This window comes from Cellulomonas hominis (assembly GCF_014201095.1).
Lineage (GTDB): Bacteria > Actinomycetota > Actinomycetes > Actinomycetales > Cellulomonadaceae > Cellulomonas > Cellulomonas hominis.
This window is the reverse complement of the sequence record NZ_JACHDN010000001.1, coordinates 3,091,693-3,114,733: the sequence shown is the minus strand read 5'-3', so window position 1 is coordinate 3,114,733 and position 23,041 is coordinate 3,091,693. Positions and strand designations below refer to the sequence as shown.

The 23,041-nt window shown below is 76.1% G+C and carries 21 protein-coding genes; 7 read left to right on the top strand and 14 right to left on the bottom strand.

Translation table 11 applies throughout. The features are described from left to right. Positions 1 to 75 precede the first annotated feature (75 nt). The 8 genes from HNR08_RS14635 to HNR08_RS14600 form a co-directional block, all read right to left on the bottom strand. A complete protein-coding gene (locus tag HNR08_RS14635) occupies positions 76 to 1,278 on the bottom strand; it encodes an NAD(P)/FAD-dependent oxidoreductase (protein WP_246803079.1) in 1,203 nt (400 codons plus the stop codon). Between the two features lie 65 nt (positions 1,279 to 1,343). Continuing rightward, a complete protein-coding gene (locus HNR08_RS14630) occupies positions 1,344 to 2,546 on the bottom strand; it encodes an amidohydrolase family protein (protein ID WP_146838186.1) in 1,203 nt (400 codons plus the stop codon). A gap of 31 nt (positions 2,547 to 2,577) precedes the next feature. After that, positions 2,578 to 3,777, bottom strand: coding sequence for a type III PLP-dependent enzyme domain-containing protein (locus HNR08_RS14625; RefSeq protein WP_146838188.1), 1,200 nt, complete (start codon positions 3,775 to 3,777; stop codon positions 2,578 to 2,580). Further along, positions 3,774 to 5,381 carry an N-acyl-D-amino-acid deacylase family protein gene (locus tag HNR08_RS14620; protein ID WP_210736779.1) on the bottom strand — a complete coding sequence of 536 codons (1,608 nt, stop codon included), beginning with the start codon at positions 5,379 to 5,381 and terminating at the stop codon, positions 3,774 to 3,776. Before HNR08_RS14620 ends, HNR08_RS14625 begins: the two co-directional genes overlap by 4 nt. Further along, complete coding sequence (locus HNR08_RS14615) at positions 5,378 to 6,169, bottom strand: ABC transporter permease (protein WP_146838190.1); 792 nt, start codon at positions 6,167 to 6,169, stop codon at positions 5,378 to 5,380. Before HNR08_RS14615 ends, HNR08_RS14620 begins: the two co-directional genes overlap by 4 nt. Then, positions 6,166 to 6,951 (bottom strand): ABC transporter permease, encoded by a 786-nt coding sequence (locus tag HNR08_RS14610; protein WP_246803080.1) that lies wholly within the window; start codon positions 6,949 to 6,951, stop codon positions 6,166 to 6,168. Before HNR08_RS14610 ends, HNR08_RS14615 begins: the two co-directional genes overlap by 4 nt. After that, positions 6,948 to 7,802, bottom strand: a complete 855-nt coding sequence (locus tag HNR08_RS14605) for an ABC transporter ATP-binding protein (RefSeq protein WP_307724259.1) — start codon at positions 7,800 to 7,802, stop codon at positions 6,948 to 6,950. The genes HNR08_RS14610 and HNR08_RS14605 overlap by 4 nt, the downstream gene beginning before the upstream one ends. Further along, complete coding sequence (locus HNR08_RS14600; RefSeq protein ID WP_146838192.1) at positions 7,799 to 8,875, bottom strand: ABC transporter substrate-binding protein; 1,077 nt, start codon at positions 8,873 to 8,875, stop codon at positions 7,799 to 7,801. The genes HNR08_RS14605 and HNR08_RS14600 overlap by 4 nt, the downstream gene beginning before the upstream one ends. 276 nt (positions 8,876 to 9,151) lie before the next feature. On the opposite strand from HNR08_RS14600, the gene add reads away from it, so the two are divergent. After that, a complete protein-coding gene (gene add / locus HNR08_RS14595) occupies positions 9,152 to 10,270 on the top strand; it encodes an adenosine deaminase (protein WP_420867777.1) in 1,119 nt (372 codons plus the stop codon). A gap of 13 nt (positions 10,271 to 10,283) precedes the next feature. Then, positions 10,284 to 10,742 carry a PPC domain-containing DNA-binding protein gene (locus HNR08_RS14590; protein WP_146838196.1) on the top strand — a complete coding sequence of 153 codons (459 nt, stop codon included), beginning with the start codon at positions 10,284 to 10,286 and terminating at the stop codon, positions 10,740 to 10,742. Positions 10,743 to 10,761: 19 nt separating this feature from the next. Here the strand turns inward: HNR08_RS14590 and HNR08_RS14585 are convergent, their stop codons facing one another. Then, the gene (locus HNR08_RS14585; RefSeq protein ID WP_146838198.1) at positions 10,762 to 12,306 is read right to left on the bottom strand and encodes a PucR family transcriptional regulator; all 1,545 of its coding nucleotides are present in this window, start codon (positions 12,304 to 12,306) and stop codon (positions 10,762 to 10,764) included. Positions 12,307 to 12,428: 122 nt separating this feature from the next. Here HNR08_RS14585 and HNR08_RS14580 point away from each other — a divergent pair, with 122 nt between their 5' ends. Together HNR08_RS14580 and HNR08_RS14575 are read left to right on the top strand one after the other, a co-directional pair. Then, a complete protein-coding gene (locus HNR08_RS14580; RefSeq protein ID WP_146838200.1) occupies positions 12,429 to 13,757 on the top strand; it encodes an NYN domain-containing protein in 1,329 nt (442 codons plus the stop codon). Between the two features lie 50 nt (positions 13,758 to 13,807). After that, positions 13,808 to 14,689, top strand: coding sequence for a peptidase M10A and M12B matrixin and adamalysin (locus HNR08_RS14575; RefSeq protein ID WP_186812768.1), 882 nt, complete (start codon positions 13,808 to 13,810; stop codon positions 14,687 to 14,689). Between the two features lie 79 nt (positions 14,690 to 14,768). Here HNR08_RS14575 and HNR08_RS14570 read toward each other — a convergent pair whose 3' ends face one another. From HNR08_RS14570 to HNR08_RS14555, 4 genes are all read right to left on the bottom strand, one after another. After that, complete coding sequence (locus HNR08_RS14570; RefSeq protein WP_183834709.1) at positions 14,769 to 15,893, bottom strand: IS30 family transposase; 1,125 nt, start codon at positions 15,891 to 15,893, stop codon at positions 14,769 to 14,771. A 69-nt stretch (positions 15,894 to 15,962) separates the two neighbouring features. Further along, positions 15,963 to 17,792, bottom strand: coding sequence for an AfsR/SARP family transcriptional regulator (locus HNR08_RS14565; RefSeq protein WP_146840829.1), 1,830 nt, complete (start codon positions 17,790 to 17,792; stop codon positions 15,963 to 15,965). Positions 17,793 to 17,798: 6 nt separating this feature from the next. Further along, positions 17,799 to 18,221, bottom strand: a complete 423-nt coding sequence (locus HNR08_RS14560) for a VOC family protein (protein ID WP_146840830.1) — start codon at positions 18,219 to 18,221, stop codon at positions 17,799 to 17,801. An 82-nt stretch (positions 18,222 to 18,303) separates the two neighbouring features. Then, positions 18,304 to 19,152, bottom strand: a complete 849-nt coding sequence (locus HNR08_RS14555) for a class I SAM-dependent methyltransferase (RefSeq protein ID WP_146840831.1) — start codon at positions 19,150 to 19,152, stop codon at positions 18,304 to 18,306. A 159-nt stretch (positions 19,153 to 19,311) separates the two neighbouring features. On the opposite strand from HNR08_RS14555, the gene HNR08_RS14550 reads away from it, so the two are divergent. Further along, the gene (locus HNR08_RS14550) at positions 19,312 to 20,295 is read left to right on the top strand and encodes a phosphodiester glycosidase family protein (protein WP_146840832.1); all 984 of its coding nucleotides are present in this window, start codon (positions 19,312 to 19,314) and stop codon (positions 20,293 to 20,295) included. Positions 20,296 to 20,298: 3 nt separating this feature from the next. Beyond that, complete coding sequence (locus HNR08_RS14545) at positions 20,299 to 21,444, top strand: glycosyltransferase family 2 protein (protein ID WP_146840833.1); 1,146 nt, start codon at positions 20,299 to 20,301, stop codon at positions 21,442 to 21,444. 188 nt (positions 21,445 to 21,632) lie between these two features. On the opposite strand, the gene HNR08_RS14540 is transcribed toward HNR08_RS14545, so the two are convergent. Next, complete coding sequence (locus tag HNR08_RS14540; protein WP_168431388.1) at positions 21,633 to 22,535, bottom strand: LysR substrate-binding domain-containing protein; 903 nt, start codon at positions 22,533 to 22,535, stop codon at positions 21,633 to 21,635. Between the two features lie 154 nt (positions 22,536 to 22,689). Between HNR08_RS14540 and HNR08_RS14535 the strand changes: the two genes are divergently transcribed. Further along, on the top strand, positions 22,690 to 23,025 hold the full coding sequence (locus HNR08_RS14535) for a CBU_0592 family membrane protein (protein ID WP_183835090.1): 336 nt from the start codon (positions 22,690 to 22,692) through the stop codon (positions 23,023 to 23,025). Positions 23,026 to 23,041 lie beyond the last annotated feature (16 nt).

The following is a 23,041-nucleotide window of genomic DNA, read 5'->3' as shown; positions in this document are numbered from 1 at the left end:
GGACCCGACCGTCCCGGGTGGGTGCCAGCGCCCGGGCGGACCGCCCCGGGACGCGTCCCGCACCGGCCGTCGCGGTCAGCGGATGAGGCCCCGCAGCGCCTCCGGCCGCACGTCCTGCTGGCCCGCGATGACCTCGCGCGCCCGGTCGGTGGCGTCCCACACGTTCCAGAGCAGCACCCCGGCGACCCGGCTGCCGTCGAGGTAGTAGACGACGCCGGTGTCGTACGGCTCGACGTGCCAGTCCTCGACGGTCTCGAGCGATGAGTCGAGCCGGCCGACCGCCTCGTACCCGGCCTCGAACAGGTCGGAGTAGAAGAACGGCGTGTGGTCGTACGGCTCGTCGGCGCCGGCGAGGTTCCGGCCGGCCTGCCGGCCCATGGTCGTGGCGTTGTCGACGTGCTCGACGCGGCGCCGCCCGAGGATCCGGTCGGGGTACTGCGCCACGTCGCCCGCCGCGAACACGTCGGGGTCCGAGGTCCGCAACCGGTCGTCCACCACGATGCCGTCGTCCACGTCCAGGCCGGCGGCGCGCGCGAGGTCGGTCTCGACCGCGATGCCGGCGCCCACGACCGCGGCGTCGGCGGCGATCTCCCGCCCGTCCTCCAGCACGACCGTCACGCCGTCCGGGCCGGAGGTGCCGGAGGCGACCCGCGCGCCGCCGAGCACCTCGACGCCCCGCTCGACGTACATCCGCTCCAGGTGCGCCGCGAGCCCGGCCGGGAACGTCGCGGCGGTCAGCGTCTGCTGCGGGTGCACCAGGGTGACCCGGGTGTCGTTCTGCGCGAGGGCGGCCGCGAGCTCGGTGCCGATGTAGCCGCCGCCGACCACGACGACGTGCCGCCCGCCGCCCGCGAGGTCCCGCAGCCGCTCGTAGTCCCGGACGGTCCGGAAGTACAGGACCCGGCCGGACTCCTCGAGGCCGCCGACGCGCCGCGGGTGCCCGCTGGTCGCCAGCAGCAGCCGGCCGTAGCGGAGCGTGACGTCCGCGTCGGTCGTGACGGTCCGCGCCGCCCGGTCGATCGCGACGACCGACTCCCCCAGGATCAGCTCGGCCCCGGTGTCCTCCGCGGTGTGCAGCCAGACCTGGTCGAACGTGAACTCCGGGTCGGTCCAGAGCGCCTTGGTGAGCGCCGGCCGGGTCACCGGGGCGGTCGGTTCGCGGCCGATCACCGCGATGCTGCCGTCAGGGTCCACCTCGCGGATGCCGCGCGCGGCGGCGTCGCCCGCCATGCCCGCCCCGACGATGACGTAGTCGTAGCTCTCCCGCACGGTGCTCACCCCTGTCCTCGTGGCGTCCTGCCTGCTCAGCCTCGCGCGCCGGGTCGCAGACCGCCACCGGGGTGTCAGGCCGGCAGCGCCCCCGCCACGACGCGCCCGCGCGAGACGACCGCCACGATGTTCTCGACCCGCAGTGCCGTGACGTCCTCCCACGGCCGCCCGCGCAGGACGACGAAGTCCGTGCCCAGCCCGGCCCGCAACCGCCCCGTGATGCCCCCGAGCCGGACGGCGTCCGCGGCGTCCGAGGTGGCGGCCCGGAGGGCGCGCGCGGCGGACCAGCCGAACATGGCGGCCATCTCGCGCACCTCCTCCATCTGGTCGCCGAACTGCACGAACTGCCCGGACGCGTCGGTGCCGAGCACGAACCGCACGCCGGCCTCCGCGGCCCGGGCGAACCCGGCGTCCCGCAGGGCGACGACGTCCCGCGCCTTGGCCTGCGCCTCCGCGGACACCGGGCGGCGGGCCTCGGCGATGATGTCGTTGATCAGCAGCGTCGGCGCGACGGGCAGGTCCCGCTCCACCAGGGCGTCCAGGTGCCGCGGGTCGATGCCGGTGCCGTGCTCGATCGAGTCGGCGCCCTCCTCGAGCGCGATGTCGAGGCCCTCGGCGGTGTGCGTGTGCGCGGCGACGAGCATGCCGAGCGCGTGCGCCTCGTCGACGGTGGTGCGGATCTCCTCGCGGGTCTGGTTCCGCCAGCCGACCTTGTCGCCCATGGAGAGCACGCCGCCGGAGGTGTAGATCTTCACGCCCGCGGCGCCGGACCGGGCCCACACGCGGACGAGCTTGCGGCACTCGTCCGGGCTGTCCGCGGTCGGCGGGCGGTGCGGGTAGTGCGGGGGGACGAACAGGTCGCCGTGCCCGGCGGTCATCCCGACCTGGCCGTGCGACAGCAGGCGCGGGCCGGCGAGCACCCCCGTGTCGAACGCCCGGCCCACGGCGAGCTGGACCGAGTCGGCGGCGAGGTCGCGCAGCGTGGTGACGCCCGCGCGGGCGCAGCGCAGGGCGTTCGCGGCGACGTGCAGCGACCGCTCCTCCGGCGGGGTGAGGATCGGCCAGGCGGACGGGTCCGCGGCGGGCGGGCCGGCCGGGTAGCCGAGGTGCACGTGCGTGTCGACCAGGCCGGGGATCACGCTGAGGTCCGCGTGCCGGGCGGGCGCCTCCTCGACGGCGAGGATGCGGTCGCCGGACCAGGTGAGCCGGGCGGGGCCGACCTCCCGGTCGCCGTCCCAGAGCGGGAGGCCGTCGAGGACGTGCTCGGTGCCGGACATGCGGGGCCTTTCGACGAAGCGGAGAGCAGGGTCAGAGGGCGGGCGTGATCTCGCCGACCACGCGGCCGTCGAGGTCGACGAGCGGCAGGTGCCGCCAGCGGTCGAACGCGCCGCAGGGGTGGCTGATGCCGAACCGCAGGACGGTGCCGGGCGCCAGGACGGTGCCGGGCGGGACGCGGAGGAACGCGTGGTGGTCGTTGACCCCCGTGACCTCCCAGCCCGCGACGTCGCGGCCTTCGTCGCCGGGGACGCCGAGCACCACGGGCAGCCGGTCGTCGGTGGGCGCCTCGCGGCGGCCGAAGCCGACGACCGCCAGGCCCTCCTCCGGCTGGGACAGGACGGAGGCACGCAGCTCGAACGCGGCGACCAGCGCGCCGGTGCCGCGGCCGGACCCGAGCGGCGAGGTGCGCGCGTAGATCCCGTGGTCGTGCGTGACGTAGCAGCCGGAGCGGAGCACGGTGGTGACCGGGCTCTCCCAGCGCGCGGGGGCGAGCTCGCGGAGCACCAGGTCGGGGTAGGACGACCCGCCCGCGGTGACGACGGGCACGCCGGCGACCAGTCCCTCCGCGGCGATCGCGCCGACCAGCGCCCGCACCCGTCCGAGCAGCTCGACGGCGCCGCGCGGGGCGGCGGGGTCGTCGCCCGCGGGCATGAGCCCCTCGAACGCGGACACCCCGGCCAGCCGCACGTGCGGGCTCGCGGCGACCCGCCGGGCCAGCGCCAGCGCCGCGCCGTCGTCGCGCACGCCGGTGCGCCCGCCCGCGAACCCGAGCTCCACGAGCAGCGGCAGCGCCCGCGCGGGCCGCAGCTGCCCGAGCTCGGCCAGCAGCAGGTCCAGGCCGGCGTCGCTGTCGACGTAGCAGAGGTACTCGGTCGCCGCGTCGGCGGCCAGGAGGTGCTCCGCCACCCACCGGATCGCGAGCGGGTCCACGAGCACGTTCGCGTGCAGCACCCGCCGCACGCCCCAGCCCGCGAGCGTCCGGACCTGCGCGGGCGTCGCGGCGGTGAACCCCCACGCGCCGGCGGCGGCCTGGCGCTCCACGAGGTCCCGGGACATGTGCGTCTTCGCGTGCGGGGCGAGCGCGACCCCGGCGGTGCGGCACCAGTCCGCCATGACCCGGATGTTCCGGTCGATCGCCGCGTCGTGCAGGATCATCGCCGGCAGCTCGAGGTCCGCGACCGTGCGGTCCCCGCGGCCCCCGGCGCCGGCCTCGGCTCGCCGCCCGGTCATCCGCGCGCCCCCGTCGGCTCGGGGCGGCCGGCCCGGAGCACCCGCCCGGCGCGGACGCCGGTGAACTCCCCGTCGTCCACGACGACCCGCCCGGCCAGCACCGTGTACCGCACGCCGGTCGGCCGCTCCCACGGGCGTTGCGGCGTCCCGGCGTGCCCGATGGTGGCGGGGTCGACCACGGCCACGTCGGCGAGCAGTCCGGGCAGCAGGCGCCCGCGCCCGGGCAGGCCGAGCGCGTCGACGGCGAGCGAGGTCATGGAGCGGACCGCCTCCGGGAGGTCGAGGACGCCGAGGTCGCGGACGTACCGCCCGAGCACCGTCGGGAAGCACCCCCAGCCGCGCTGGTGCGCGTGGCCCACCGGCACGGAGTTGTCCGAGCCGACGGCCACCAGCGGGTCCGCGAGGATCTCCCGGACGTCCGCCTCGGCCATCAGCTCGTAGACCATCATCGCCCCCGGGTCGGCCAGGACGAGGTCGCAGAGCGCCTCCCACGGCTCGATCCCGCGGCGAGCGGCGACCTCCGCCACGCTGCGGCCGAGCAGCGCGGTGTCGGCGTGCATGCTCAGCAGCACCCCGGCGGGCGTCGTCTGGGTCCAGGACCCGGCGCCCGGGCCGCCGGCCAGCGCGCGGGCGGCCAGCGCCGCGCGGGTCGCGGGGTCGGACAGCCGGGCGACCAGCGCCGCGCGCCCGCCGACCTGCGCCTCGGCCGGCAGCAGCGCGGTGAGGAAGCTCTCCCCCGTCGTGTACGGGTAGGCGTCGCCGTGCACGTCGATGCCCTCGGCGCGCGCGGCCCGGAGCGCGGCCAGCAGCTCGCCCGCGCGCCCGTGGTTGCGGCGGCCGGCGGCCTTGCAGTGCGAGACCTGCACCCGCACGCCGGTGCGCCGGGCGACGCCGAACGTCTCGGCCAGCGAGTCCGCGAGTCCGTCGCCCTCGTCCCGCATGTGGGTGGCGTACGGCCGGCCCCAGCGGGCGGCGACGGCGGCGAGCGCGGCGACCTCGTCGGCGTCGGCGTACACCCCGGGCGCGTAGATCAGGCCGCTGGACAGCCCGAAGGCGCCCTCGGCGAACGCGCCCTCGGCCAGGGCGACCATCCGGTCCAGGGCGCCCGGGGCCAGCCGCTCGGCCATGCCGTTCGCGCTGATCCGCAGCGTGCTGTGCCCGACCAGGGACGCGACGTGGTTGGTCGGCCCGTGGCGCTCGACGGCGTCCAGGTACTCCGCGAACGTGCGGGGCCGGTGCCGCCCGACGCCCGCCGCCACCGTGCTCGAGATGGGCTGGTGCAGGTCGACCGCGCGCTCGTCCACCAGCGGGGCGGCCGAGTTGCCGCAGTTGCCGACCACCTCGGTGGTCACGCCCTGCAGCACCTTGAACGGCTGCGGCTCGGCCATGAACGGCACGACGTCCGAGTGCGTGTGCGCGTCCACGAACCCGGGCGCGACCACGAGCCCGCGGACGTCGAGCACCCGCGCACCGGCCGGGGCGGCCAGGCCCGGCCCGACGGCCGCGATCCGGTCGCCGGCCAGCGCGACGTCCGCGACGACCGGGGCCGCGCCGGTGCCGTCGACGACGGTCCCCCCGCGCAGCACCAGCGTCACGTCGGTCACGTGAGCTGCCCCATCCGCTCGGTGACCACGGCGTCGGCGATGCTCAGCACCGCGTACGCCAGCATCGTCACCGCGGCCACCGTGATCGCGGAGGCCCACATCGCGTCGTACCCGAACGAGCCCGCGGCCTTCGAGATCGCGCCGCCGAGGCCCTCGCCGGTGGACAGCCACTCGGCGATCATCGCGCCGGTCACCGCCGACGGGACGGCGATCCGCGCGGAGGCCAGCGTCGACGGCACGGCCGCCGGCAGGGCCACCTTGCGCAGCACCGTCCAGGACGAGCCGCCGTACGCGAGCACCAGGTCGCGGTGCTCGCCGGAGACGCTGCGCAGCCCGTACAGGATGTTCGCGAGCGCGGGCAGGAACACCACGAGGATGACGATGGCCGTCACGCCCGCCTGCCCGATCCCGAAGATCAGCGTGATCAGCGGGGTCAGCACCACCAGCGGGATCGACCGCAGCACCATGGCGGTCGGCATGACGATCCGCTCCAGCACCGGCGACACGCAGAACACGACGGCCAGGACGAACGCGGCGGCGAGGCCGACGACGTAGCCGATGCCCGCGTCCCGGACCGTGACCGCGAGGTCCGCGGCGATGGTCGCGCGGTGGTCCGCGGCGCCCTCGGCGGTGACGACGTAGGCGAACACGTCCCACGGCCGCTTGCCGATCAGCGGGCTGACGTCGAACATCTCGAGCACGGCCACCCAGACGCCGAGCGCGACGACCACGGCCGCCGCGAGGGTGCCGGCCCGGCGGGCGACGAACCGCCCCGTGCCGCCGTTCACGAGCGCCGCTCCGTCGCCCAGGGGGTGAGGACCCGCCCGACCAGCCCGACGAGCGCGTACCCGCCGAGCGCGATCAGCCCGGCCAGGATGCTCAGCGCCCACACGCGGTCCGGCTGGATCTGGCGCTGCGCCGCGTTGAGCGCCACGCCGATGCCGGAGTCGATGCCGCCGAGGTACTCCCCGACGACGGCGCCGAGCAGCGCTGCCGGGACCGCCACCTGCAGGGCGGTGACGATCGCCGGCAGCGCCGACATGAGCTGGACCTTGCGGATCTGCGTCCACCGCCCGCCGCCGTACGCGGCGACGAGGTCCAGCGCGCTCCGGCCGGCCGAGCGCATCCCGAGGACGGCGCCGACGAGCGTCGTGAAGAACACCAGCAGCGCGCCGAGGAAGATCGCGGACGCCCGCCCGCCGAAGATCACCATGACGATCGGGCCGATCGCGGTCACCGGCAGGCACGCGCTGATGACGCCGAGCTGGGTGACGACGTCCTCCAGCCGCGGCACGACCAGCACGACCGCCGCCAGCGCGAGCCCGGCCAGGTTGCCCCACAGGTAGCCCTGCGCGGCGCGGGTCAGCGTCGGGACGACGTTCGCCTCGTAGAACGGCCAGCCGTCGGCGACCGCCGAGCGCGCCACGTCCACCGGCGACGGGAACGAGGTGCTGTTCTCCAGGTTCGCGGTCATCGCCCACCACAGGGCGAGCAGCAGCACGATGCCGACCGTGCCGCCGACCCACGGGCGGGCCAGGGCGCCGCGGAACCGCGCGACGGCGTCGCTCACTCGTCGCCCTTCCCGCCGGGCGCGAACAGCAGCCCGGACAGGTGGTCGACGACCTCGTGGAACTCCTTCGTCCGCATCATCTCCGGCGTGCGGGGGCGCTCGAACGGGATCTCCACGACCTCGACGATCCGGCCCGGGCGCGCGGACATCACCGCGACCACGTCGGACAGCAGGGCCGCCTCGGCGATGCCGTGCGTGACCATGAGCGTCGTCGCGGAGCGCTCGGTCCAGATGCGCTGCAGCTCGAAGTTCAGGCGCTGCCGGGTCATGTCGTCGAGCGCGCCGAACGGCTCGTCCAGCAGCAGGAAGTCCGGCCGGACCGCCAGCGCCCGGGCGATCGACGCGCGCTGGCGCATGCCGCCGGACAGGTGCGCGGGGCGGGCCTTCTCGAAGCCCCGCAGGCCGACCAGGTCGAGCAGGTCGTCCACGATGCCGTCGTCCCGGCGCTTCTGGATCTCCAGGGGCAGCCGGATGTTCTTGCGCACCGACCGCCACGGCAGCAGCGCCGGGTCCTGGAACGCGATGCCCATCCCGTCGGCTCGCTTCCCGGCGGCCACCGGGGTGCCGTTGACCGCGACGGTGCCGGCAGTCGGCGTCTCCAGGCCGGCGAGGATGCGCAGGATCGTCGACTTGCCGCAGCCGGACGGGCCGAGCAGCGACAGGAACGACCCGCGCGGGGTGGACAGGCTCACGTCCTCGAGCGCCGTCACCGACCGGCGGCCCGAGCGGAACTCCTTGCTCAGGCCGGTGATCTCGATGCCCGGCGCGTCCGCGGACGTGGGCGCACCCGCCCCCGCGGCCGAGGGGGACGGCAGCGCGGAGGCGGGTGCGGACCGGGGGGAGGACGTCACGAGAGCAGGTCCGGGTTCTCGGCGTACACCTCGTCCAGCAGGGAGAGGTCGAACAGGTCGTCGGCGGCGATCTCGATGCCGGCGTACGCGAGGGACGCGATCGTGCCCTCCTGCAGCTCGTCGCTGATGGTCAGCAGGCCGTTCGCCGCGGTGTCGTCCGACTCGATCAGGGTCGCCTGGCGCTCGAAGGACAGGGTGATCGCGTCGGCGTCGTACTGCTGGTCCTTGCCGTAGGTGTTCACGGTCAGGTCCACCGCGCGCGCCGGGTCGTCCAGCGCCGCGCGCCAGCCCTCGGCGGTCGCGAGCAGGAACGCCTTGACCTGCTCCGGCTGCTCGTCGATGGCCTGCTGCGAGGTCACGAGCACCTCGCCGACCATCGGCAGGCCCTCGTCCGCGAGCAGGAACTCCGTCGCGGGGAAGCCGGCCTTCTCCAGGGCGGCGGCGCCGGTCGTGGTGTAGCCGATGAAGCCGTCGACCTGGCCGGTCGTGAGCATCGAGGTGTCGGACAGCGGCACCGTCGTGACGTCGGCGGCGTCGATGTCGTTCGCCGCGAGGAACGCGTTCCACACGAGCGTGTTCGAGTCGGAGACCGCGATGGTCTTGCCGGCGAGGTCGTCCGGCCCGGCGATCGGGGCGTCCGCGCCGGACACGAGCGCGAACGGGTTGCGCTGGTAGGTCGCGCCGATGATCTTCAGCTCCGCGCCGCCCTGGATCGCGGGGGCGGTGATGAGCGGGGAGGACAGCCCGACGAACGCCTGGCCGGTCGCGACGGCGGCCTCCGCGCTGGTGGCCGACGAGCCGCCCGCGGTGAGCGTGACCTCGGGGAAGCCGGCGTCGGTGTAGAGGCCGTCCTCGACCGCGAGGTACTCGCCCGCGAACTGCTGGTTCTTCAGCCACGACAGCTGCACGCTGACCGCGTCGAACGAGGTGCCGTCCGTCTCGCCGCCGGAGCCGGCCGCGGCGTCGTCGCCGCCACCCGAGCAGGCGGACAGCAGCAGGCCGGCGACGGCCACGGCGGCGGCCAGGCCGGCGATCCGGCGCCGGGGGCGCGGGGTCGTGATGGTGCGGGTCACGTCAACCTCGATCACGTCGTGCGGCCACCCGGACACATCGGGTGGCCGCGGTGCCAGGGGGAGGGCGTCGGCGGACGGGTCCGGCGACGTGCTCCATCAGACAGGCCGGGCCGCGCCCGTCGCCATGTGGGATCCTCCGAACCTGCCCCGCCCGAACCGTGCGGTCCCTTGTGCGACCGACCGAGCGCGTCACGCGCCCGTCACACGAGCCGCCCGCCGCGGGGTCGGCCCGGCGGATCGCCCAGCACCCGGGGTCCGGGCGGTGCCGCGTCGTTGGTGGATCGCACGAGGCCGCAGGCCACGGCCCTGTGGTTGGCTTCCGGACGAGCGTGGGGCGGACCGCGCGCACCACGACCACGACCGGGAGAGGCGAACGTGTGGCCGACGGCTGAACTCCATGTGCACATCGAGGGCACGCTCGACGCCGACCTCATCCGCGTGCTCGCCGACCGCAACGGCGTGCCCGTGCCGGAGGGCGCCGGCCGCGGCGCCCCGTTCCGCGACCTCCAGGAGTTCCTGGACGTCTACTACGCGAACCTCGACGTGCTGCGCACCCGCGCCGACTTCCGGGACCTCGGCGCCCGGTACCTGGACCGCGCCGCGGCCGCGGGCGTCCGGCACGCGGAGGTGTTCGTCGACCCGCAGTCGCACACGGAGCGCGGCGTGCCGGTGGCCGACGTGCTGCTCGGCCTCGCGGACGCCCTGGCCGGCGCGCGCGAGCGGCACGGCATGTCGGGCGGGCTGATCGTCTGCTTCCTGCGGCACCTCGGGCCGGACGCCGCGATGGCGGCCCTCGAGGCCGTGCTCCCCCACCGGTCGCTGCTGCTCGGGATCGGGCTCGACTCCAGCGAGGTCGGGTTCCCGCCGTCGCTGTTCCGCGACGTCTACGAGCGCGCCGCCGCCGAGGGCCTGCGCCGCGTCGCGCACGCCGGCGAGGAGGGCGGCCCGGACTACGTCTGGGAGGCCCTGGACGTCCTGGGCGCCGAGCGGATCGACCACGGCAACCGCGCGCTCGAGGACGTCGAGCTGGTCGCGCACCTGCGCGAGACCCGCACCCCGCTGACCGTGTGCCCGCTGTCCAACGTCGCGCTGCGCACCGCCGGGCCGGACCTCGCCGACCACCCGATCGCCGTCATGCTGGACGAGGGCCTGCGGGCGTCGGTGCACTCCGACGACCCGGCGTACTTCGGCGGCTACCTCGACGACAACGTGCGCGCCCTCGTGGCCGCCGGGACGGTCACCGAGGACCAGGTGGGCGTGCTCGCCGCCAACGCCGTGGTGTCGTCGTTCCTGCCCGAGGCCGGGAAGGCCGCGCTGCTCGCGGAGATCCGCGCGCACGCGCTCGCCGTCGGCGCGGCCGTGCCGGCGCTCGCCCTCGACGCCGCGGCGGTCTGAGGCGGTCCGGGGCGTGCAGAGCAGCGAGGTGACCACCGGCCGGCGCGTGGCGGTCGTGCTGGAGCCGGGCGACGAGGTGCTGGCGTCGCTGGCGGAGGCGTGCCGCGCGCACGGCATCCGGCAGGGGTTCGTCCCGGTGTTCTCCGGCGCGTTCCGGTCCGTGCGGTTCATCGCCGCCGACACCCCCGTCGCGGACCAGGAGCCGCCGCTGCCGCAGGAGGTCACCGTGACCTACTCCGAGGGCATCGGCAGCGGGACGATCCTGTGGGACGCCGAGGCGGAGGTCGCGACGCCGCACGTGCACCTCGCGGTCGGGGTGAAGAACGCGGCCGCTGCGGGGTTCGCCGGGCACCTGCTGGGCGCCGAGGCGCACTACACGGTGGAGGTCCTGGTCGAGGAGGTCGTGGCGCCGGCGATGCTCCGCGTCCCCGACCCCCGCGCGTGGGGCATCCCGACGCTCCGCTTCGCCTGACCGGGGCGCCCCGCCCGGGTCAGTCGGTCTCGTCCAGGCAGGTCATCGCCAGGAACAGGTCCACGCGGTCCGACATCGTGCTCATGTCCCGGTTCGTCAGCTCCTCGATGCGGGCGATCCGGTAGCGCAGCGTGTTGGTGTGCAGGTGCAGCTGCCGCGCCGTCTCCTGCCACGCGCCGCCGCCGTCGAGGAACGCCCGCAGGGTCCCGACGAGGTCCGCGTTGTGCCGCTCGTCGTAGGACAGCAGCGGCGCCAGCACCTCGCGGGCGTAGCCGGACCGGGTGCTCTCCCCCAGCATCCGCAGCAGCGCACGGTGCGACTGCACGTGCAGGGCGGTCGAGACGACGACCGGCTCGGTCCCGGACGCGTTCTGCACCCGCTCGACGGCCGTCGCGATCGCCGAGTTCAACCGGCTGACCCCGCTGACCGGGTCGCTCAGGCCCACCCGGAGCTGCCGCCCGGCGAGCAGCAGGTGGTACTCCTCGGTCAGGTGCTCCGCGAGCGGCCGCTCGTCGTCGCCCGACCCGTTGACCAGCAGGATCGCGAGGTCGTCCGCACGGCAGCCCATGACGCGGTGGCCGCGGGCCGACAGGGTGCGCTGGAGCATCTCGAGCACCGCCGCGCGCGGGAACCGCGGGTCGTCCACCCGCGCGGCGACGATCGTCGTCTCGTCCTGCGGGGCCATCCCCTCCAGCCGCATCCGCGCGGAGATCGCTCCCGGGGACGCCTCCTGGTCCCGGATCGCGGTGATGAGCGCCGCCACCTGGGTGTCGCGGGTCTCCCGCCACCGCGCGGCGAGCTCCATCTCGACCCGCAGCGCCCCGACCAGGGCGTCCAGGGCGAGCGTCACCTCGTCGGAGAACGCGCGGTGGTCGCCCCAGCAGCCGAGGAACCCGGACCGGTCCCGCGCGCCGGTGCGCACGACGGTCGCGGGGCCGCGGTCCCCCGCGACGATGACCCGGCGCTCGTGCTCGCGGGCGATGACGGCGTTCCACTGCTCCGCGACCTGCGCGCGGTCCGGCGCGGCCCCCGCCGACGCGAGCAGCGTGCCCGTCTCGTCGATCACCCAGCAGCCGACCGCGAACTCCGCCGTGAACTGCCCCAGGAGCTCCGCGACGCCGCCGCCCCGGGACACCGTGTCGGCGATCCGGCGGCTGAACCGCATCGTGCGGCTCGCGACCCCCGCGGGCGAACCCGGCTGGCGCGCCGCGACCTCGTCCGCGATCCGGCGGAACGACACCCCGGGCGACACGGTGAGCAGCGTGAGGCCGCGCGCCCGGCAGGTCGCGATCACCTCGTCCGGGATGACGCCGATCTCGATCAGCCCGATGATCAGCGCCGCGACGTTCTGCTGCGCGAGCGCGCCCAGGAACGTCGCGGCCCCGTCGGGCCGGTCCAGCCACAGCCCGGAGGTCAGCACCACGTCGCCCGTGGACAGGAACCGCGACGGGTCCGGCAGGTCCGTGATGTAGGCCGCGGTGACCGGGCGGTCCAGGGCGTCCGGCTCGGCCGCGACCACGCTCAGGCCCAGGTCCGGGAGGTCCAGGAGGTCACGGACGTCCACTGCTCACCACCCCGGTCCGCCTCGGCACCGCGCCAGTGTACGAGGGCGCCCCGACCCGCCCGCGGGGCCGTCCGCGCGCGTCCGCCCGGCGGCGCACCGCCCGGCGAGGGCAAGATGTCCTGGTGAGCACCGACCTGGTCCCCGGCCCCGCGCGCCGCCTGCGCACCGCCCTGTTCGTCGACTTCGACAACGTCTACATCGGGCTGCGCCGCCTGGACCCGGACGCCGCCGAGGCGTTCGCGACCGACCCCGGCCACTGGCTCGGCGAGCTCGAGTCCGGCTCGGACGCCGACGGCGACTTCGCCCGCCGGTTCCTCGTGCGCGCCTGCTACCTCAACCCGTCCGTGTACTCCCGGTTCCGGCCGAACTTCACGCGCGCCGGCTTCCAGGTGGTCGACTGCCCGTCGCTCACCCAGCAGGGCAAGAGCAGCGCGGACATCAACCTCGTGCTCGACGCGGTCGACGCGCTGGCCGCCGACGCGCGGTACGACGAGTTCGTCATCGTGTCCGCGGACGCCGACTTCACCCCGCTCGCCCAGCGCTGCCGCGCCGCGGACCGCCGGGTCACGATCATCACGGCCAGTCCCGCGGCGAGCGCCTACCGCGCCGTGGCGGACACGGTCATCAACGCCGACGAGCTCGCCGACCTGGTGACCGTCGGCGGCCCGGCGGCGGCCGCGGAGGCGGAGGCCGAGCCGCAGGTCGCGACCGAGCCCCCGCCCGCCACGCCGTCCGCCGCTCCCGCGGCGACTCCCGCGACCGCGACCGCGACCGCGACCGACGCGACCGGCGCCGGGTCGCTCGCTGCGCGCCGCGCCGTCCTGCAGCGCGTGCGCTCGGCCGACCGCCCCGTCCCGACGGGTGCCGTCGCGCAGGCCGCGCAGCAGGCCGACCCGACCCTGCCGGCGACCCGCTGGGCGGGCGCGGGCGGGTTCCTGCCGTGGCTCGCGCAGGCCGTCCCGGAGCTCGGCGTCGCCGCGCGACCCTCCCCCGGCTACGTGTGGGACCCCAAGCGCTTCGGCGAGGCGGACCTGCCGGGCGCCGCCGCCCCCGCACCCGGCACCGACCCGACGGCCCTCCAGCGCCAGGTCATCTCCGTGACCGACACCCCGGGCCTGAGCCGGGACAACTACCGCGTCCTGCTCACCGCGCTGGCCGAGGACGTCCGGGCCCACCCGTTCGAGCGCGCCGCCACCGCGCGCCGGGTCCGCGACGCCTGCCAGGAGGCGGGCGCGGCGGTCGGGCGCTCCACGGTGAACTTCGTCATCTCGGGCGTGCTGTACGTCGGGCTCGAGCTCGACGCCGAGGTCACCGCCGAGGACGTCGCGGAGGCCTGGGCGGACAACGTCATCGGGCTGTGCCGCGGCGCGCGGATGGAGCTCTCCGAGGCCGACGAGTGGGCGATCGACGACTGGGTCGGCGGCGGCCTGCTGGAGGAGCCGGAGGACTGACCCGCTCCCGGTCCCCTCAACCGGGGGCGCCCGCGCGCCGATGAGCAGGGATGCCCTCCCGCCGTCGTCGCCCGCCGCCCGGGTGGCCGGCGCCGTCGGACCCGCGGGGGTGGGTGCCGGCCGAGCCGCCGCGCCGCCGGTCGCGGTCGGCCGTGGTCCTGCCGTGGCTGGTCGTCGGGGTGCTGGCCGCGGTGTACGGGGCGCAGTGGCTCCCCACGATCGCGGAGGGCCGGCTGCCGTGGCTGTCCGGACTGGTGCCGGCGACGGCCCGCGACCACCCGCGCCCGGGCGTCGAGGAGGCCGGGTCGCGCCTCGCCCCGGAGGTCACCGTCGCGGCGCCCGGCGGCACGTACGCGTTCCTGGAGACGCGCCCGGGCCCGGACGGCGAGCCCGCCCCGGTCGGCTGGTCGCCCTGCCGTCCGGTGCACGTGGTCGTCGACCCCGCGGGCGCGCCGTCCGACTTCGCGACCCAGGTGCAGGGCGTGCTCGCGGAGGTGTCCGCGGCCACGGGCCTGGTCCTCGCCGACGACGGGACGGTCACCGAGGCGGCCTCCGCGGACCGGGACCCCTTCCAGCCGGAGGTCTTCGGCGACCGCTGGGCGCCGGTGCTCGTCCGGTTCACCGACGAGGCCACCGTCCCCGACCTGGCCGGCGACGTCGCGGGCGTCGCGCACACGCTGATGATGGCCGACCCGGTGTCCGCGGAGGCGTTCATCGTCTCCGGGAGCGTCTACCTCGACGTCACGCTGCTCGACCGGCCCGGCGGGTACCTGCCGGTGCTGCGGCACGAGGTGGCGCACCTGGTCGGGCTGGACCACGTCGACGACCCCACGCAGCTGATGCACCCGGTGACCCCGGTGGACACGTTCCAGCAGGGCGACCTCGCGGGCCTCGCGGCGGTCGGCCGCGGCCCCTGCGCCCCGGGCCTCTGACCCGCCCGCCGGGAGCCCGCCCCGCCCCCGCGCACCGGGCGCCGAGACTGCAGCAGGTGCTGGTCCCGGGGCGGCGGTTTCAGGCGGCGGTTGCAACGAGTAGGTCGTTGAGTCGTTGTGCGGGATTCTGCCAGCCGAGGGTTTCGCGGGGTCGGCCGTTGAGCTCGCGGGCGACGGCGTCGAGGTCGTCCTGGGTGTAGGTGCGGAAGTCGGTCGAGGACCGGGGGAAGTACTGGCGCAGCAGCCCGTTGGTGTTCTCGTTGCTTCCGCGCTGCCAGGGCGAGTGCGGGTCGCAGAAGAACACCCGGCAGCCTGTGGCCAGGGTGAACGCCGCGTGCTGGGCCATCTCGGATCCCTGGTCCCAGGTCAAGGTCTTGGCCAGCTCGCCCGGGACCCGGCCCATCAGGTCGATCAGGACCCGGGTGACCTCCTCGGAGACCCGGGAGTTCGGCAGCGCCCCCAGCATCACGAACCGGGTGGACCGCTCGACCAGCGTGATGATCGCCGAGGACCCCCGCGCCCCGATCACCAGGTCACCTTCCCAGTGCCCCGGGACCGCCCGATCAGCGGCCTCGGCGGGTCTGGTCGAGATGTTCAGGTCCCCGATCCAGGTCTTCGCGCCCCGGCCGGCCGACGCAACCCGTGACTGAGGTCGGCGCGCTGCGCGCCCCGAGCGCAGCGCGACCTGCCGGTCCAGCTCCGCGCGCATCCCGCCGCGGGCCTGGTAGTAGATCGCCTGGTAGATCGTCTCGTGGGACACCCACTGCTCCGGTCGGTCGGGGAACTCCTGACGCAACCAGTGTGCGATCTGCCGAGGCGACCACCGTTGCGCGAGCTTGGCGGCGACCACCGGCCAGAGTCGACCCGGGAACGGCGCGCGACCCTTGACGTTCGCGTTCCCGATCAGCTTGCCGGCCCGGGGGCGCCGCGCGCGCCGGGCGGCCCGGGCGTGGGCGTTGCCGTGGGCGTAGACCCACCGGTAGGCCCCGCCGCGACCGGCCCGACCCGAATGAGCACCACCAGGATGCCGCGACCCGGCCCCACCCAAGTGCATACCCCGGTAGGAGTTGTTCCGCGTGACCTCACGCCAGACCGTCGAGCGATCACGCCCGATCGCCCGACCGATCGCCGGGAACGTCAGCCCCTGACCGAACAACACCTCGATCTGCGCCCGCTCCTGCAGCGACAACCTCGAACCAGCCATGCCACGCACCCTCCCGGTGAGGACCACGTTGCAACAACCACCTGACGCCAAGGGCGCGTGAGGCAGCACCTACGGCAGTCTCGGCGTGGCCGGGGCGGGCAGTGCGGGGAGGGCCGGGTTGTCGATCGCCGCGCGCAGGGCCGCCGCGTGCTCCGCGGCGCCCGCCTGGCCCAGGGCCGCGCGGTGGCCGGCCGCGCGGGCGACCAGCTCCCGCATGCCCCGCCGCGCCGCGAACGCCTCGAGCTCCGCGACCCAGCCCGCGGCGGACGGCAGCCCGCGCGGGACGGCGTACCCGCAGAGCGCGTCCAGGCAGTGCGCCTCCACCCACGCGTGCGCGTCGCGCTGCCGCCGGCCGGCCTCGGGGGCGTCGGTCAGCAGGTCGAGCGCGGTCGCCTCGTCGCCCCGGGCCGCCGCGAGCAGCCCGCGGCCCCGCAGCGCGTAGCTCTCCCAGCACGGGTCGCCGACCTGGCACGCGAGCGCGTACGCGCCCTCCAGCCCGGCCTCGGCGGCGTCCAGGTCGCCGGCCCGCAGCAGCACCTCGGCGCGCTGGGTCCGCGGGAACGGCAGGAACGACGTCCAGCCGAGGTCCTGCGCGACCGCGCACGCCCGGTCCAGCACCGCGAGGGCCGGGTCCCGCTCGTCCCGCAGCACCCGCAGCCGCCCCAGCGCCGTGAGCGCGTACGCCTCGGCGCGCTGGTCGCCCGCGGCGCGCGCGTCCGCGACCGCGGCGTCCAGCACCCCCACCGCGTCGGCGTAGTCGCCCTGGTCGGTGCGCCCGATGCCGTCGAACACCCCGACCCAGGCGCGCAGCCGCGGGTCGTCGCCGCCGAGCCGGGTCGCCCGCCCGAACCAGACGGCCGACCGCGGGTACCGGCCGCGGAGCGTCTCGACGTGCCCGAGCTCGAGCGCGGCGCGGGCGGCGACGTCCCGGGCGCCGGCGCGGCGCGCGACGTCCAGCGCCTCGTGCAGGACGGTGATCGCCTCCTCGTCGCTGCCGCGCACGCCGTGCACCAGCACCCGCCCGAGCGACCCGAGCGCCTGTGCCAGCCGGGCGTCGTCCCCCAGCGCCCGGGCGCCGTGCACCCCGGAGCGGAGCAGGTCGATCGCCCGCTCGTACGCCCCGACGTGCGCCGCGTTCTCGCCGCCCTCGACCGCGGCGTCCACGGCCGCGGGCGAGCGGGCGGGCTCCGGCGCCGGGCGGGGGCGCAGCGCCGCGGCGAGCGCCGGGGACGGCTCGACGCCGAGCTCCCGGCGGAACAGCGCCCGGCACTCCGCGGCCCGGCGCTCGGCCCCCGCCCGGTCGCCCGCCGCGACCAGGGCGCGGACCCACAGCTCGTGCCCGCGCTCGGCGAGCGGCTCGGCGGCGACCAGCCGGCCCGCCAGGTCGACGGCCGAGCCCGCCTCGCCCCGGGCCAGCCGGGCGTGCGCCGCCTCGTGCAGGATCGCGGCCGTCATCCCCGCGACCCGCTCCCGCTCGGCCGCGAGCCACAGCTCCAGGGCGGCGCTGCCGCGCGGCGTGATGCCCTCCAGCAGCGCCCCGCCGAACCCCGGCAGGGCCAGCGCCTCGGCCCAGGACCCCGAGCCGAGCACCCGCACGTCCACGACGGTCCCGGGGTGGAGGGTCAGCGTCAGCGGGTCACCGCCGAGGTCGGCGACGCCGTCCAGCGCCCGGCGCAGCTGCGAGAGGTTCCAGCGCAGCGCCGCCCCGGGGTCGTCGGCGTCGTCCACCAGCAGGTCCGCGAGCCGGCTGCGCGGCACCGGGCGCTGCGCGAGCACGAGGTACGCGAGCAGCAGCCACGCCTTGCTGCCCCGCGGCGCCGGCGCCGGGACGGGCCCGGACGCGACCGAGCCGGCCCGCTGCACGCCCGGCGGGCCGAGCAGGGCGATGCCCCCGGTCACGCGCCCCTAGGCGGCGTCTCCCGCGATGTTCACCAGCCACGTCACGCCGTGCTTGTCGGTGAGCATCCCGAAGGCGTCGCCCCAGGGCGCGGTGGCCAGCGGCTCGACCACCGTCCCGCCGTCGACCAGCTTGTCCCAGTAGCCGCGCAGCTCCGCGTCGGCGTCGGCACCGCCGCTGAGGGACACGGAGAAGTTGTCGCCCGGCGTGTACGCCATGGCGTTCGGGGTGTCGGCGGCCATGAGCACGAGCCCGTTCGGGGTCTCGAGCTGGGAGTGCATGACCTTGTCCTTCTCGGCCGGGTCGTCGCCGGCCTGGAAGTCGCCGAAGGTGCTGACGGTCAGGTCGCCGCCGAACACGGACTGGTAGAACTCCATCGCCTCGCGGGCGGTGTCACGGAAGCCGAGGTACGGGTTGAGTCGGACGGGCATGGCGCACTCCTGGACGTCGGACGGCCGGGCGGGTGTGACGTCGATCACACTGCCGCCCGGCCGTCCCGCCCGTCAAGGGCGCCTACCCCCGGACGTCCGCGGTGACGAGCAGGTACTCCCAGTCGAGCACCGTCCGCCCGCCCGCGGTCCGGGCGAACCGCGCGCCCAGCGCGGCCAGGTCCGCGTCGAGCGCCGCCGTCCGGTCCGGGTCGTCCGCGACCGCGCGGTACACCGCGATCGTCGGGCCGTAGCGGGCCTTGAAGTAGTCCCGGAACTCCTCGGGCGTCGCGAACGCGTCGACCGTCAGCGTGCGCCGCTCGGCGCGCACCCCGGCGACCCGGTCCCCGAGCAGGTCCCGGACGTGCTGCTCGTCCCCCCACAGCGGCGGCGGCTGCGCGCCGGGCGGCGGGGCCGGGGCGTACGGCTTCATCGCGGCGAACATCTGCCCGATGAACCCGCCCGGCGTCCAGGCGATCAGCCCGATCCGGCCGCCCGGGCGGCACACGCGGGTGAGCTCCCACGCCGCGGCCGCGTGCCGCGGGGCGAACATCACGCCCACGCAGGACAGCACGACGTCGAACGCGTCGTCCGCGAACGGCAGCGCCTCCGCGTCCGCCTCGCGCCAGTCGAGGGTCGCCCCGCGCGCGGCGGCCGACCGCCGGCCGGCGTCCAGCAGGGCCGGCGTCAGGTCGGACGCCACGACGTCCGCGCCCGCGAGCGCCGCCGGGACCGCGGCGTTCCCGCTGCCGGCCGCGACGTCCAGCACCCGCTCCCCCGGCGCGACGCCCACGGCGTCCACCAGCGTCGGGCCGAGCTCCGCGATCACCTCCGCCGCGAGCGCCGGGTAGTCCCCCAGCGCCCACATGGCGCGGTGCTTGTCCTTCAGGGCCTGCAGGGTGGGGTCGGCGACCGCCCCGCCGATGACCGTCATCGTCTCGCTCCACCTTCGTGGCTGCGGGGCCCCGGTGGTTCCGGGACCCGGTGCGACCCACGGAACACGCCCGGCGTGTGCGCGGCCGTGTGACGCCTCACACGGGCCGCACAGGTGGGGCACCGGGCGGCCCTGGACCCGCTCCGTACACCTGTCCCCATGACCGCAGACCCCGCACCCCGACCCCGCCGCCGGCTGCGCCGGGCCGTCCTCGCCACCGCCCTCGCGCTCGCCCTGACCCTGGGCGGGACGACCGCCTGGGCCCTCAACCGGTACGTGATCGCGCACGTGGAGATCGCCGACGTGGACGCGTACGAGGCGGCGCAGGCCGGCTCGTCGTCCGGCTCCTCCTCCGCCGACTCCTCGGACGCGTCCGACGCGTCCGACGCCACCGTCACCGCCACCACGTACGACTCCGACGACGCGAGCATCAGCATCTCGACGGTCGTCACCGGCAGCGGCGACGACCAGGTCACGTACTACGTCGCCGACGTGGTCCTGTCCGACGCGACCGTGCTGCGCTCCGCGTTCGCGGACAACCAGTTCGGCACCAACATCACGCAGACCACCTCGGAGATGGCCGAGGACAACGACGCGGTGTTCGCGATCAACGGCGACTACTACGGCTTCCGGGACACGGGCATCGTCATCCGCAACGGCGTCGTCTACCGCGACGAGGGCGCGCGCGAGGGCCTCGCCTTCTACACGGACGGTCACGTCGAGGTGTACGACGAGACCGCCACGACGGCGGACGAGCTGCTCGCGGCGGGCGTGTGGAACACGCTGTCGTTCGGCCCGGCGCTCGTGGAGGACGGCGAGGTGGTCGACGGGATCGAGGACGTCGAGGTCGACACCAACGTCGGCAACCACTCGATCCAGGGCGACCAGCCGCGCACCGCCGTGGGCGTGGTCGACGACAACCACCTGGTGTTCGTCGTCGTGGACGGCCGGTCCCCGGGGTACTCCGCGGGCGTCGACATGACCGGTCTCGCGGAGATCATGCAGTCCCTCGGGGCCGAGACCGCGTACAACCTGGACGGCGGCGGGTCGTCGACCATGTACTTCGACGGCTCCCTCGTGAACGACCCCCTCGGCCGCGGCGCCGAGCGCGGCACCTCCGACATCCTGTACGTCGCGGGCTGAGCCGTGATCGTCCTGGTCCCCGCCTACGAGCCCGACGAGCGCCTGGTGCGGCTGGTCGCCGACCTGCGTGCCACCGCCCCCGACGTGCGGGTCCTGGTCGTCGACGACGGCAGCGGCCCGGCCTACCGCCCGGTGTTCGACGCGGTCCGCGGACCCGGCTGCACCGTGCTGACCTACCCGGAGAACCGTGGCAAGGGCTGCGCGCTGAAGACGGGGTTCGCGTACGCGGAGCGGCAGCACCCCGGGCAGGACGTCGTGTGCGCCGACAGCGACGGGCAGCACTCGGTGGCCGACGTCCTGCGGGTGGCCGCTGCGCTCGCCGCCCAGCCGGCGGACCGGCCCGCGACCGTGCTCGGGATCCGCGCGTTCACCGGGCCGGTGCCCGCGCGGTCCGTGCTCGGCAACCGCGTGACGGCGCGGCTGTTCCACCTCGCGACCGGCCTCCGGCTCCGCGACACCCAGACCGGCCTGCGCGGCTACCCCGCCGCCCTGCTGCCGTGGCTGCGGTCCGTGCGCGGCGAGCGGTTCGAGTACGAGCTGAACCTGCTGCTGCGGGCCGCCGCCGACGGCCTGCCGGTCGAGGAGGTCGAGATCGCCACCATCTACCTGGACGCGAACGCGTCCTCCCACTTCCGGCCGCTCGCGGACTCCGCGCGGGTGCTCGCGCCGCTGCTGCTGTTCTCGGCGTCCTCGCTCGCGGCGTTCGCGGTCGACACCCTGGCACTGCTGGCGCTGCACGCGGTCACCGGGTCGCTGGCGGCGTCGGTGCTCGGGGCCCGGGTGCTCAGCGCGGGGGCGAACTTCGCGGTGAACCGGCGGGTCGTGTTCCGGCGCGGCCGGCGGGTGCCGGCCGGGCGGGCGGCGGCGCGGTACGCGGCGCTCGCGGGGATGCTGGTGGGGGCGAACTACCTGCTGCTGGCGGGGCTCACCGGACTGGGCGTGGGGCTGCTGCCCGCGAAGGTGCTGACCGAGGCGGCGCTGTACCTGGTGAGCTTCCAGGTGCAGCGGCGGCTGGTGTTCGCGCCGGCACCCATGCCGGAGCCGGCACCCGCGCCCGAGCCCGAGCCGGCACCCACGCCCGACCCGGCGCCCACGCCCACGCCGACTGCCCCTACGGCCCCGCGCCCCGCGGGGTCCCGCGCGCCCTGACCCCCGCCCCGAGTGGAGGGTTCTGCCCGACACGCCCGGCGTGTCCCGGCAGAACCCTCCACTCACGGCCGAGGGACGGGAGACGCCGGAGGGACGGGAGACGGCGGAGGGACGGGAGACGCCGGAGGGACGGGAGACGGCGCAGGGGCGGCCACGCGGCGGCGGGCCCCCCAGGGCCGCCGCGGGCCTCAGACCAGGTCGAGCCCCGAGGCCACCGCGAGCAGCTCCTCGATCACCGCGACGACGGCCGGCCCCGGCTCCCGCCGGGTGGCGCGGTGCCGGGCGACGAGCCGCCGCGAGCCGAGGCCGGGCACCGTCGCGACGGTCACCCCGTCCGGCAGCTCCCCCTGCAGCGCCAGCGCCGGCAGCAGCCCGACGCCCTGCCCCGCGGCGATCAGCGCGAGCGCGACGTCGAAGTCGTAGTACACGTGCCGCGCGGTGACCGGCCCGACGGCGGCAGTCACCCGCCCCATCGCCCGGGCGGCCGCGGTGTTCGGCTCGGCGGCGAGCCAGGTGACCCCGGCGAGGTCGGAGAGCTGCGTGGGCGTCGCGACGGCGCCGGGCAGGACGAGCCGCCACGGCTCCTCGAGCAGCACGACGTCCCGCTGCCCGCGCGGCACGTGGGTGTCGGCGTCCTCGTCCCGCTCCAGCAGCACGACGTCCGCGTCGCCCTCCCGCAGCCGGCGCATGGACTCGCCGGGGTCGCGCTCCTCGACCACCAGCTCGATGCCGGGGTGGTGCTCGGCGACGGCGGCGAACGTCGGGGCGACCACCGCGCGGATCGCGGTCTGGAACCCCGCCACGGTCACCCGCCCGGAGAGCTCCCCGCCGAGCTCGGCCAGCGACTTGCGGGCCTCCACGAGCTCCGCCTCGATGCGCTCGGCGGCCTCCGCGAGGATGCGCCCCGCGGCCGTCAGGGTGGCCCCGCGCGGCCCGCGGTCGAGCACCGGCACGCCCTCCTCCGACTCGAGCCGCGAGATCTGCTGGGACACCGCCGAGGGCGTCACGTGCAGCAGGTCGGCGGCCGCGAGCACACCGCCCGCCCGGTGCACGGCGAGCAGGACGGCGAGGCGGCGCGGGTCGGTCGGCACGCAGGCGATCCTAGTTTAGTTTGGCTACACCCCGGTCGCATCATCGTTCGATTGTGCTGAACCCGATCGGGACGCACACTGGTGCCGTCGGACCAGCCCGGACGCGGGTCGCCGACCCTCCCTCCACCCCTCTCGTCCGTCCTGGAGCACGCCCGTGTCCGCTCTCGTCACCGCGCTCGGCTGGGTCGGCGCGGTCACGTGCCTCGTCGCCTACGTCCTCGTCACCCGCGGGACGTGGTCCCCCACCTCCGGGCGGTACCAGCTCGCGAACGTCGTGTCCGGGCTCTTCATGGGCCTGGTCGCCGCGAGCAGCGGCGTCTGGCCGTCCGTGGTGACCAACGCGGTCTGGGCGCTCGTGGGCGTGCACGCCGTGGCCGTGGTGCTGCGGGCGCGCCGGCAGCGCGCGCGCGAGGCGGCGCAGCTCGCGGCCGAGCCGGCGGCCCCCGTGATGACCCCCGAGCCCCTGCGCGCCGTCGACCTGGCGGCCTGACCAGGGCAATCCCCTT